Origin of the sequence: Azospirillum sp. INR13, from assembly GCF_015390205.1 — a bacterium.
In the GTDB taxonomy this organism is placed as follows: domain Bacteria; phylum Pseudomonadota; class Alphaproteobacteria; order Azospirillales; family Azospirillaceae; genus Azospirillum.
In genome coordinates this window covers 317,567-329,719 of sequence record NZ_VUOI01000001.1, presented here as the reverse complement: position 1 = coordinate 329,719, position 12,153 = coordinate 317,567, and the positions used below count along the sequence as shown (strand labels likewise).

At 67.5% G+C, this 12,153-nt stretch carries 8 protein-coding genes and 1 pseudogene; 3 read left to right on the top strand and 6 right to left on the bottom strand.

Annotated elements, in window-relative coordinates; all coding sequences use genetic code 11:
• Window positions 1–33: 33 nt before the first annotated feature.
• The 3 genes from F1643_RS01630 to F1643_RS01625 all read right to left on the bottom strand — a co-directional run bounded on the left by F1643_RS01630 (window position 34) and on the right by F1643_RS01625 (window position 2,567).
• Window positions 34–1,413, bottom strand: a complete 1,380-nt coding sequence (locus F1643_RS01630) for a M17 family metallopeptidase (protein WP_194910039.1) — start codon at window positions 1,411–1,413, stop codon at window positions 34–36.
• Window positions 1,414–1,890: 477 nt separating this feature from the next.
• On the bottom strand, window positions 1,891–2,001 hold the full coding sequence (locus F1643_RS21960) for a hypothetical protein (RefSeq protein WP_370540433.1): 111 nt from the start codon (window positions 1,999–2,001) through the stop codon (window positions 1,891–1,893).
• A complete protein-coding gene (locus F1643_RS01625) occupies window positions 1,989–2,567 on the bottom strand; it encodes an alanyl-tRNA editing protein (protein WP_255542285.1) in 579 nt (192 codons plus the stop codon). Before F1643_RS01625 ends, F1643_RS21960 begins: the two co-directional genes overlap by 13 nt.
• Before the next feature lie 224 nt (window positions 2,568–2,791).
• On the opposite strand from F1643_RS01625, the gene F1643_RS01620 reads away from it, so the two are divergent.
• Both F1643_RS01620 and F1643_RS01615 read left to right on the top strand, forming a co-directional pair.
• On the top strand, window positions 2,792–3,442 hold the full coding sequence (locus tag F1643_RS01620) for a glutathione S-transferase family protein (protein WP_194910038.1): 651 nt from the start codon (window positions 2,792–2,794) through the stop codon (window positions 3,440–3,442).
• Window positions 3,439–3,969: a GNAT family N-acetyltransferase gene (locus F1643_RS01615; protein WP_370540426.1), complete on the top strand. Its 531-nt coding sequence runs from the start codon at window positions 3,439–3,441 to the stop codon at window positions 3,967–3,969. The genes F1643_RS01620 and F1643_RS01615 overlap by 4 nt, the downstream gene beginning before the upstream one ends.
• Window positions 3,970–4,179: 210 nt before the next feature.
• Here the strand turns inward: F1643_RS01615 and gltB are convergent, their stop codons facing one another.
• Window positions 4,180–8,706: a glutamate synthase large subunit gene (gene gltB / locus F1643_RS01610; RefSeq protein ID WP_194910037.1), complete on the bottom strand. Its 4,527-nt coding sequence runs from the start codon at window positions 8,704–8,706 to the stop codon at window positions 4,180–4,182.
• A 318-nt stretch (window positions 8,707–9,024) separates the two neighbouring features.
• Window positions 9,025–10,473 (bottom strand): NAD(P)-dependent oxidoreductase, encoded by a 1,449-nt coding sequence (locus tag F1643_RS01605; RefSeq protein WP_194910036.1) that lies wholly within the window; start codon window positions 10,471–10,473, stop codon window positions 9,025–9,027.
• A 386-nt stretch (window positions 10,474–10,859) separates the two neighbouring features.
• Here F1643_RS01605 and F1643_RS01600 point away from each other — a divergent pair.
• A pseudogene (locus F1643_RS01600) lies at window positions 10,860–11,659 on the top strand (undecaprenyl-diphosphate phosphatase).
• A 46-nt stretch (window positions 11,660–11,705) separates the two neighbouring features.
• On the opposite strand, the gene F1643_RS01595 reads toward F1643_RS01600, so the two are convergent.
• On the bottom strand, window positions 11,706–12,017 hold the full coding sequence (locus tag F1643_RS01595; RefSeq protein WP_149223851.1) for a hypothetical protein: 312 nt from the start codon (window positions 12,015–12,017) through the stop codon (window positions 11,706–11,708).
• Window positions 12,018–12,153: the final 136 nt, after the last annotated feature.

Here is a 12,153-nt window from a genome sequence, read left to right as displayed (position 1 = left end):
TCCTGCCGCCCCTTGCCCCCGCCGGCTGTAACCTCAGCCGAACCGCTTGGCGATCACGGCATAGGCGGCGCGCAGGCCCAGCGCCTCGCCGCCTTCCGGACGGCCGGGACGGGCGGAACCGTTCCAGGCATAGGTGTCCAGATGCGCCCAAGGCGTGTCCTTCGACACGAATTCCTGCAGGAACAGCCCGGCGGTGATGGCGCCGGCGAAGCCGTTGGTGGTGACGTTGTTGATGTCCGCCACCTTGCTGTCCAGCCCCTTGCGGTAGGGCGCCCACAGCGGCAGCCGCCACATCGGGTCGTCCACCGCGCTCCCAGCCTCCGTCAGGTCGTTGGCCAGCGCGTCGTCGTTGCACATCAGCGCCGGCAGGTCGGGACCCAGCGCCACGCGGGCCGCGCCGGTCAGGGTGGCGAAGTCGATCAGCAGCTCCGGCTTTTCCGAATCGGCCTCGGCCAACGCGTCGCACAGGATCAGGCGGCCTTCGGCGTCGGTGTTGCCGACCTCCACCGTCAGGCCCTTGCGGGTCTTCAGCACGTCCAATGGCTTGAAGCTGTCGCCCGACACGACATTTTCCACCGCCGGCACCAGCACGCGCAGCCGCACCGGCAGCCCGGCCATCATGATCATCCGGCCGAGCGCCAGCGCATGCGCCGCTCCGCCCATGTCCTTCTTCATCATCAGCATGCCCGACGATGGCTTCAGGTCCAGCCCGCCGGTGTCGAAGCACACGCCCTTGCCGACGATGGTCACCTTGCGATGGTTCGGGTTGCCCCAGCGCAGGTCGATCAGCCGCGGCGCCCGCGGGCTGGCGCGGCCGACGGCATGGATGGCGGGATAGTCGCGGTCGAGCAGGTCCTGCCCGATGATCACCTCGACTGCCGCATCGAACTCGGCGGCCAGATCCTGCGCCGCCTGGGCCAGTTCCGCCGGTCCCATGTCGCAGGCCGGGGTGTTCACCAGATCGCGCACCAGCCAGGTGGCGGTCGCCGCCCGCTCCACCTCGCCGCGGTCGGCCTCCGCCGGCCAGACCAGATTGGCGAAGCCCTTCTCCGGCGGCTTCTTGTAGCGGCTGAAACGGTAGCTGCCGAGCGCCCAGCCCAGCGCCGCCCGCGTCGCCGCCCGGGCGTCCAGCGCCGCATCGATCTTGTAGGAGCCGGCCGGCAGCGAGGCGGGCAGGCCGGCGAAGGCCCACAGATCGTCGACGGCCGACACGCCGGCCAGCACATGGGCGACGCCCCCGTCCGGTCCCGGCAGGAAGACGGTCGATCCGGCCTCGCCGGTGAAGCCCACCGCCTTGACCCAGGATGCTGTGGCCGGCGATTGCGCGGCCAGCCAGTCGGGTAGCCCGGCCTTGGTCACGGGGGTGAGGGCGACGGTGTCGGGGCCGTCGACGGCAAGCAGGGTGGCGAGCAAGACTGAGGATCCTTCTTGCGAGATCACGTCACGCATCCGATGCGGATGCCCATCCCCCAAGGATGGCGCGCCGGTGGGCGGCTGGAAAGGGGTGGCATGCGCCGGGCAGGCATGGGCGGGCTGTGAAAGCCGAGGTGTGGAACAGTGTGGAACGGTTTTCCAAGCATGTTCCACTGTTCCATCCGGCCGCCATGCTCCACCCGTCGCGTCGTTTCGACAGGCACGAATGGAACGGATGAAACACTGTGAAACAGCCTTCCGGTGATGTTCCATTGTCTCAAACGCCGGGGACGTGGCGGTTCGGCGATAACGCCGGAATGGCGGAGCGAACGAACGGCTCCAATGAAACGACTCATCGAAACATACCACGGCCTCCCCGGCGATCTAGGCAAACTATCCTATCATAGGGAGTCAAAGCTGCCAGTGCTTGAATGAACCACGATGGCCTTTTCCGGCCTTCAATCGTCCATCAGGAGTCTATTGGCTTCCCGACCGGGCCACGGCTGTCGGCTGAGCGTCGACCAGTGCGATTTCGATCCGCTCCTTGCCCTTGCCGGTGTTGCGGCGCTTGAGCGTCAGCGCGCCGATCTCGCCCGTTCGGCGCAGATGCGTGCCGCCGCAAGGAACCCGGGCGAAGCCGGGATCTCCCAGAAGCGGCGCTCGGCGGCCTCGTCGCTGAAGCCGCTCAGGATGGGGGTGTCGGCGGCAACGATGCGCGCCGCCTGTTCGGCCAATTCGGGCAGCAGCGGGGTGATCGGCTCGTTCAAGGCGAAGTCGACGCGCGCCTTGTCGGCGGCGATGTGGGCGCCGACCTTGTGGATGCCGGGCAGGCGGCCCATCACCAGTTCAAGCACGATCTCGGCTGCGAAGTGCAGGCGCATCAGCCGGTAGCGGCGCTCCCAGTCGATCGCCACCGCAACGGCGTCGCCGGGGGCGAGGCCGTGGCCGGGCGCGAGCCTGTAGCGGATCTCGCGGCCGTCCTTGCGGGCTTCCAGCACTTCGAAGCCGCCGATGGTGCCGGCATCGCTCTCCTGCCCACCGGAAAGCGCGTAGAGGATGGTGGCCTCCAACGTAATCTCGTCGCCGTCCACCCCGGCAATGCGGGTTTCCAGGCGGGTGCGGTAGGGATCGTCCCAGAACAGTTTCCGGGTCATGGAGTGCCTCGCGGAAAGCCACAGATCAACGACGTTTTCCAAATGGATGGCCTATTCGCCCATTCAGCTGCTCAGTATAGCCGCTCCAAGGAAACATCCGGAGGAGGTTTGTCGCGCGGGTAGGGCGGATGCCTGCCCCGGCGCAACCGGAAGGCTTGTTGCGGTCCGTGAGGTGGGTCATGCTCACGCCCCCGCTGTTTGCCCGCTTCGAAAGGTGCCGTCCGATGTCCGACCTGACCCTGGTGATGGGGAACAAGACCTATTCGTCCTGGTCGCTGCGCCCGTGGCTGGCGCTCAAGCACACCGGTCTGGCCTTCACCGAGACCGTCATTCCCCTGCGCCAGCCCGACACCGCCGCCCGAATCGCCGAGCATTCGCCATCGGGCCGCGTGCCCACCCTGATCCATGACGGGCTGACCGTCTGGGACTCGCTGGCAATCTGCGAGTATGTGGCGGAATTGGCGCCCGAGGTCCGGCTGTGGCCGGCGGACCGGGCGGCGCGGGCGGTGGCGCGCTCGGTGTCGGCGGAGATGCATTCCGGCTTCGTCTCCCTGCGCACCACCATGTCGATGGACCTCAAGCGCGACCGCAAGGGCCAGGGAATGACCGACACGACCGCCGCCGACATCGCGCGCATCGAGGCGCTGTGGGCCGACGCCCGCGCCCGCTTCGGGGACCGCAGGGACGGGCCGTTCCTGTTCGGTCCCTTCTCCATCGCCGACGCCATGTTCGCCCCGGTGGTGACGCGGCTGGAGACCTACGGCGTCGCGGTGTCACCGACGTCGCGCGCCTACATGGACGCCGTGCTGGCCCTGCCGGCGATGCGGGAGTGGATCGCGGCGGCCAAGGATGAGCCGTGGGAATTCGAGCCGTGAGCGATTCCGGTGTCTCCATCCGGCCGGCGGGGCCGGAGGATGCCGAGGCGGTCGGCGCACTGCTCCAGGCGTCGTATCCGCCGCTGATGGCCGCAGGCTATCCGGCGGACGTGCTGGAGCGCGCCCTGCCGGCTATGATGCGGGCCAACCCGCTGCTGCTGCGGTCGGGCACCTATCATCTGGCGGTGGCGCAGGACGGCGCCGTCATCGGCTGCGGCGGCTGGACCCGCGAGCCGCCGGGGGCGCCCTGCCAGCCTGTGGATCCAACGGTCGGCCACATCCGCCACTTCGCCACCCATCCCGGCTGGTTGCGCCGGGGCGTCGGCACCGCCCTTCTCGGCCGCTGCATCGCGGAGGCGCGGGTCGCCGGCGTCCGCCGGCTGGACTGTCTGTCCAGCCTCGTCGCCGAACGCTTCTATGCGTCGGCTGGTTTCCGCCCAGTTGGAACGCGGTCGGTGATCCTGGCGCCGGGCGTCCAGTTCGACAGCATCGTCATGACGCTGGAGCTGTCTCCACCCGCCGGTTGACGCAACCCTGAATGAGAAACGGCGCGCCGTCCTGCCGGATGGCGCGCCGTTTTCGTACGCGACTCTTGAAGATCCCCGCCGTGCACCCCCCTCACCCCAACCCTCTCCCCGCTTTCGGCGGACCTTTGGTCCGCCTGTCGCGTCAGCGCAAACTCCGTTTGCGCGTGAGCGGGGGGGAGAGGGGATGGTCCGCTCTTGCGGGAGGGGGCTTTACTCCGCCGGGATGGCGCGCGGCAGGGTCACCGGCACGGCCAGACGGTGCAACATCTCCTTCGGAACCACCTGCCAGAAGTGGCCGAGTTCGCGCTGCCAGTCGTTGAGGATCTCGGCGGCGAAACGGCTCTGCGTCTCGGCGACATGCTCCTCGATCAGGGCACGGAGCTGGGCCTCGTAATGGGGCACCTCGATCCGCTGGAAGATGACGCTTTCCTCGTTGATGTGCAGCGGCAGCGAGTCTTCCGGGTCGTACAGGTAGGCCATGCCCCCGGTCATGCCGGCGGCGAAGTTGTCGCCGACCTTGCCCAGGATGACCGCCGTGCCGCCCGTCATGTACTCGCAGCCGTTGGAGCCGCAGCCCTCCACCACCACGGTGGCGCCGGAGTTGCGCACCGCGAACCGCTCACCCGCCTGGCCGGCGGCGAACAGCTTGCCGGCGGTGGCGCCGTACAGCACCGTGTTGCCGATGATGGTGTTCTTGTTCGACTCCAGCGGACTGCTGGTCGCCGGACGGACGACGATGGTGCCGCCCGACAGGCCCTTGCCGACATAGTCGTTGGCGTCGCCCATCACCTCCAGCTTGATGCCCTGCACCGCGAAGGCGCCCAAGGACTGGCCGGCGGTGCCGCGCAGGCGGACGGTGATGTGGCCGGGCTGCAGCCCGAACATCCCGAACTTCCGCGTCACCATCGAGGACAGCCGCGTGCCGATGGCGCGCTGCGTGTTGCGGGCGTTGTAGGCGAGCTGCATCTTCTCGCCTTCCTCGAACAGCGGGCGGGCATCGGCGACGATGCGGGCGTCCAGCGTGTCCGGCACCTCGTTGCGGCCCTGCAGGGTGCAGTAGCGCGCGTTCTCGCCCGGATCGACCTGGGCCAGCAGCGGGTTGAGGTCGAGGTCGTCCAGGTGGGCGCCGCCTCGGCTGACCTGATGCAGCAGGTCGGTGCGGCCGATCACCTCGGTCAGCGAGCGGAAGCCCAGGCGGGCCAGGATCTCGCGGACCTCTTCGGCCAGGAAGGTGAAGAGGTTGACGACCTTCTCCGGCGTGCCGACGAACTTCTCGCGCAGCTTCTCGTCCTGGACGCAGACGCCGACCGGGCAGGTGTTGGAATGGCACTGCCGGACCATGATGCAGCCCATGGCGATCAGGCTGGCGGTGCCGATGCCGAACTCCTCCGCGCCCAGCATGGCGGCGATGACGATGTCGCGGCCGGTCTTCAGGCCGCCGTCGGTGCGCAGCCGCACGCGGTGGCGCAGCTTGTTCAGCGTCAGGACCTGATGGACCTCCGACAGGCCCATCTCCCAGGGCAGGCCGGCGAACTTGATCGAGGTCTGCGGGCTGGCGCCGGTGCCGCCGGAGTTGCCGGAGATCAGGATGATGTCGGCGTTGGCCTTCGCCACGCCGGCGGCGATGGTGCCGATGCCTGACCGGCTGACCAGCTTCACCGTGACCTTGGCGTCCGGGTTGATCTGCTTCAGGTCATAGATGAGCTGCGCCAGATCCTCGATCGAGTAGATGTCGTGGTGCGGCGGCGGGCTGATCAGCATGACGCCCGGCGTCGAGTGACGCAGCCGCGCGATCATCTCCGTCACCTTGAAGCCGGGCAACTGGCCGCCTTCGCCGGGCTTGGCGCCCTGGGCGACCTTGATCTCCAGCTCGCGGCACTGGTTCAGGTATTCGGCGGTGACGCCGAAGCGGCCCGACGCCACCTGCTTGATGGCGGAGTTCCAGTTGTCGCCGTTCTTGTCCGGGCGGAAGCGCGCCGGATCCTCGCCGCCCTCGCCCGAGTCGGACTTGGCGCCGATGCGGTTCATGGCGACGTTCAGCGTGCCGTGCGCCTCGGGCGACAATGCTCCCATCGACATGCCCGGCGTGATGAAGCGCTTGCGGATCGCGGTGATGCTCTCCACCTCGTCCACCGGAACGGCGGCCTTGGTGGTGCGGAACTCCAGCAGGTCGCGCAGCTGCATCGGCGGCCGCTTGTTCACCTGCTCCGAATACTTCTTGAAGGTGGTGTAGCTGTCGTTGGTGACGGCCTGCTGCAGGGTGTGGATGATCCCACCCTCCCAGCCATGGCGGTCGCCCGACTTGCGGAAGCGGTAGAAGCCGCCGACCGGCAGGGGCAGCGCCTCGCCGGCATAGGCCAGCGCATGCTGCTCCAGAACCTTCTTCTGGATGCCGTTCAGGCCGATGCCGGAAATGCGGCTGACCATCGCCGGGAAATGCTCGGCGACCAGGGCGCGGCTGAGGCCGATGGCCTCGAAGTTGCCGCCGCCGCGGTAGCTGCTGATGACCGAGATGCCCATCTTGGACATGATCTTCAGCAGGCCGTCGTCGATGGCCTTCTTGTAGTTCGTCATCGCCTTTTCCAGCGACAGCGAGCCGAGCAGGCCGCGGCGCTGGCGCTCGGCCACCGCTTCCTGCGCCAGATAGGCGTTGACGGTGGTGGCGCCGACGCCGATCAGCACCGCGAAGTAATGGGTGTCCAGGCATTCCGCCGTGCGCAGGTTCAGCGAGGTGAAGGTGCGCAGGTTGGAGCGGATCAGATGGGTGTGGACCGCACCGGTCGCCAGGATGGCCGGGATGGCGGCGCGGGCCGGACCCATCGCCTCGTCGGTCAGGATGACGTGGTTGGCACCGCCGCGCACGGCGTCCTCCGCCTCCTGGCGGATGCGGCGCAGCGCGTCGCGGAGCGCGTCCGGGCCGGCATCGGCCGGGAAGGTGGCGTCGATTTCCGCCGCCGTCTCGCCCATGTAGGCGCGCATGGCGCGGAATTCGGCGGTGGTCAGCACCGGGCTGTCGAGTTGCAGCAACCGGGTCTGGCTCTCATCCTCGTCCAGGATGTTGCCGAGGTTGCCCAGCCGCGTCTTCAGGCTCATCACCCGGCGCTCGCGAAGCGAGTCGATGGGCGGATTGGTGACCTGGGAGAAGTTCTGGCGGAAGAAATGGTGCAGGCCGCGGTACTTGTCGGACAGCACGGCGATGGGGCTGTCGTCGCCCATCGAGCCGACGGCCTCCTTGCCGTCCTCCGCCATCGGGTGGAGGATCAGCTCCATGTCTTCCATGGCGAGGCCGAAGGCCATCTGGCGACGGCGCAGTTCCTCCTTCTCCATTTCCGACGCCTCGCCCTTCAGCGCGGCGGACTTGACCAGCTCGTCCAGATGCGTGGTGTTCTTGACCCACTGGCCCCAGGGCTTCTGGGTGGCCAGATGGTCCTTCAGCTCACGGTCGTTGAACAGCTTGCCGGCCTGGAGATCGACGGCGATCATCTCGCCCGGGCCGAGGCGGCCCTTCTCGACCACCTGGTTCTCCTCGATCTTGACCATGCCGGTCTCGGACCCGCCGATGATCAGGCCGTCGGTGGTGATGGTGTAGCGCATCGGGCGCAGGCCGTTGCGGTCCATGCCGCCGACGACCCAGCGGCCGTCGGTCATGGCGAGCGCGGCCGGGCCGTCCCACGGCTCCATCACCGAGTTGCAATAGGCGATCAGGGCCTTGTGGTTTTCCGGCGTGGTCTGCGAGCTGGTCAGCGCCTGCGGCACCAGCATCATCTTGACCATCGGCGCGCTGCGGCCGGCGCGGACCATCACCTCGAACACCGAATCCAGCGCGCCCGAGTCCGACAGGCCGACGCCGATCACCGGCTTCAGGTCCGCCATGTTGGCGCCGAACACCGGATGCTCCATCCGGGTCTCGTGCGCCTTCATCCAGTTGACGTTGCCCTTCAGCGTGTTGATCTCGCCGTTGTGGGCGAGCATGCGGAAGGGCTGGGCCAGCGGCCAGGTCGGGAAGGTGTTGGTCGAATAGCGCTGGTGGTAGATGGCGAAGGACGACTCGAAGCGGTCGTCGGTCAGGTCCGGATAGAAGGTGGACAGCTGTTCGGCGAGGAACATGCCCTTGTAGATGATCGAACGGGCCGACAGCGAGCAGATGTAGAAGTCGTTGATCTGCTCGCCATGCACCGCCTTCTCGATCCGGCGGCGGATGATGTAGAGGTCGAGCTCGAACTGCTCGTCCGACACGCCCTTGGAATTGCCGATGATGATCTGCTCGATCTCGGGCCGGGTCGCGTTGGCCTTCTCGCCGATGATGTCGACGTTGATCGGCACCTGGCGCCAGCCGTAGATGTAGTAGCCGAAGGCCAGGATCTCGGTCTCGACGATGCAGCGGCAGGCTTCCTGCGCGTCCAGGCTGATGCGCGGCAGGAAGACCTGACCGACCGCCAGATTGTTCTCCGGCGGGGTGTGGCCGATGACCTTGACGTGGTCCTTGAAGAACTTCTGCGGCACCTGGACATGGATGCCGGCGCCGTCGCCGGTCTTGCCGTCGGCGTCGACCGCGCCGCGGTGCCAGACGGCCTTCAGGGCCTCGATGCCTTTCTCGACCACCGAACGGCGGGGCTTGCCGTCGATCGCGGCGATGAAGCCGACGCCGCAGGCGTCGTGCTCGTCGGCCGGATTGTAGGCGTGCGCAGTGGTCAGCGCCGCGGCGTTGGCGCGGAAATCGGCGACGAACTGCTCCACCCTGGTTCAACTCGGTGGTCATGGAACGACCCTTTCACAGTCTGGACGTTGACCTGGGGGCGGAAGGGATGGCCCCCTGGGGTGTAGACAAGGTCGTGGAGGCGGTGCCCCCACCCTAACCCTCCCCCGCTCTCGGCCGGCCGAAGGCCGGTCCGATCGCGGGGGAGGGGACTGCCGCTGCTCCGCCCCAAACTCCCTCCCCCGCCCAGCTCTCGCACAAAGCCTTGCTTTGTGCTGACGCGGCAGGCGGACCCTAGGTCCGCCGAGAGCGGGGGAGGGTAGGGGTGAAGGCACGGGTGAAGCGGTGGAAAGGAAACCTTACTCCGCCGCGACCGCCAGCTTGGGCGCGCCGACGGTCTGGGCGTAGGCGTGCATCGCCTCGGCGGCGTCTCGGCCGTCGCGGATGGCCCAGACCACCAGCGAGGCGCCGCGGACGATGTCGCCGGCGGCGAAGACGCCGTCCAGGCTGGTCATCTTGGTGCGGTGGTCGACCAGCAGCGTGCCCCAGCGGGTGACGGTCAGGTCCGGGGAACCGAACATGCCCGGCAGATTCTCCGGCTCGAAGCCGAGAGCCTTGATGACGAGGTCGGCCGGCTCGGTGAACTCGGAGCCCTCGATCACCTGCGGGGTCTGCCGGCCGGTGGCGTCGGCGACACCCAGATGGATGCGCACGGCGCGGACGCCGGTGACGACATCGTTGCCGGTGAAGGCCTCGGGAGCGGCCTGCCAGACGAACTCGACGCCTTCCTCCTCGGCATGCGCCACTTCGCGCTGCGAGCCCGGCATGTTCTTGCGGTCGCGGCGGTACAGGCACTTGACGGAGGTCGCGCCCTGGCGGATCGCCGTGCGCACGCAGTCCATCGCCGTGTCGCCGCCGCCGAGCACCACCACCTTCTTGCCGGCGGCGTTCAGCGAACCGTCCTCGTAAGCCTCGACGGAGTCGCCCAGGCCGACGCGGTTGGAGGTGGTGAGGTATTCGAGAGCCGGGACGATGTTCTTCAGGCCGGCGCCGGGGGCCTCGATGTCGCGGGCCTTGTAGACGCCGGTGGCGACCAGGATCGTCACATGGCGCTCGCGCAGCTCGGCCAGCGAGGCGTCGCGGCCGACCTCGAAGTTGGAATGGAAGATGACGCCGGCATCGGCCAGACGCTGGACGCGGCGGGCGACGACGTCCTTCTCCAGCTTGAAGCCGGGGATGCCGTAGACCAGCAGGCCGCCCATGCGGTCGTAGCGGTCGTAGACATGAACCTCGTAGCCCTTGGCGCGCAGCTCCTCCGCGGCGGCGAGGCCGGCCGGGCCGGCGCCGATCACGCCGACCGACAGGCCCAGCTCGCGGGCCGGCTTGCGCGGCTTGACCCAGCCGTTCTCCCAGGCGGTGTCGTTGATGTACTTCTCGACCGAGCCGATGGTGACGGCGCCGTGGGTCGACTGCTCGATGACGCAGTTGCCCTCGCACAGACGGTCCTGCGGGCAGATGCGGCCGCAGATTTCGGGGAAGTTGTTGGTGGCCTGGGAGACCTCGTAGGCCTCCTCAAGGCGGCCCTCGGCGGTCAGCTTCAGCCAGTCGGGGATGTTGTTGGAGACCGGGCAATGCACTTGGCAGAAGGGAACGCCGCATTGCGAGCAGCGGTTGGCCTGCTCGCCGGCGCGCTCGTCGCTGAAGCGGGCGTAGATCTCGGCGAAGTCCTGGCGACGGTCGGCGGCAGACCGCTTGTCGGGCATCTTCTGCGCGGTGTGCACGAAGCCCAACATTTTCTGGTTCGCCATGACGTCTGCTCCTTCGCTTCGCGGCCCCGTCGTCTGCAGCGGGGACATCGCCTTGCTGGGCCTGACCGGGGGCTGCGGCGTTGGCCTACACCGACCGGCTGGGTTGAAATCGAACGTCCGCAAAGTGGCGGACGCTCGTCATATAACGCATGCGCGAGAGCGGCGGAAGCACAAAAGAACCGATAGGTCCGTTTTGTTGACCTTTTCTCCCGCAAGGCTGGAATGCGTGAGCGGTGCGGCATAGCGTCACAAAAACGAGACAGAAAATTAGTCCACAAATGAGACTATCTCGCAAATAGGGGTACCGACCCTCGCCGTCGCCAAGCACCGGCCCCGCCTGCTATAAGCACCGCAACATCCAACCGTGCCGAAGGCTCCGTGCCACGATGATGATCGATCAATATCTGGACGCCACCCTGATGGGGCTGGTGGAGGGGCTGACCGAGTTTCTGCCCGTCTCCTCCACCGGTCACCTCATCATGCTGGACGAACTGCTGGGCTTCCAGGGGCCGCCCGGCAAGGTGTTCGAGGTGGTGATCCAGCTCGGCGCCATCCTCGCGATCTGCGTGGTGTATTTCCAGCGGCTGTGGCATGTCGCCACAGGGCTGAAGGACGATCCCGGCGCGCGGCGCTTCGTGATGGCGGTGCTGATCGGCTTCCTGCCGGCGATGGTGCTGGGCGCCGCCCTGCACGGCGTCATCAAGACGCTGCTGTTCAACCCGACGGTGGTCAGCATCGCCCTGATCCTGGGCGGCGTCGCCATCCTGCTGGTGGAGCGGCTGATCCCGGTCGCCCGCTATCACAAGATCGAGAATTTCTCCGCCCCGCTGGCGCTGAAGATCGGCTTCTGTCAGTGCCTGGCGCTGGTGCCGGGCGTGTCGCGGTCGGGGGCCAGCATCCTGGGCGCCCTGCTGATGGGCGTCGACCGCAAGGCGGCGGCCGAGTTCTCCTTCTTCCTCGCGGTGCCGACCATGGCCGGCGCCACCGTCTACGACCTCTACAAGAACTGGTCGGTGATGAGCCTGGACAGTGGCCTTCTGATCCTGGTCGGCTTCGTCACCGCCTTCATCGCCGCCGCCCTGGTGGTGAAGACGCTGGTCGACTTCGTCGGCCGCTACGGCTTCACCCCTTCGGCTGGTACCGCATCGTCATCGGCACCGGCATGCTGGCCTTCCTGTATCTGTGATGCGGCGGATGGTCCTGCGACGTCGCCCGGCGGGAAACTGCCGGGCTCAGCGTTTCCCGACCACCATGTGCCGTATCGACAAGAGGATGTATGGCTCATCCGTAAGCCGGTTGCCGATGCGGTAGACCGTCCCCGCAGGCGGCGATATGACGGCACAGCGGTAAGCGACGCCGGCTGTACGTCTGCCGTGATTGACCGACATGATCAGCACCGTCTCTCCGGCAATCGGCCGGACATCGTCCGGGTGCATCGGACTGCGAACCGCTTTCAGCAGAACTGCATGAAGCGCCGCCGCGTCGTCATCGTCCGCCGGAAACGCGATGCCGTTGTAGTCTACAAGGACAGGTCTGATCATCATGCATGCGGATTGCCGGGGTCTTGCAAGGACTCTTCCGGAAGTCTCCGCCGATTGCAATGGGCATTGGCCTTGGCGACGAAGGGCCGCATCAAAGCCACGCTCTGCACGCCCCACGTGCCGCCGGAACCAAGAGACG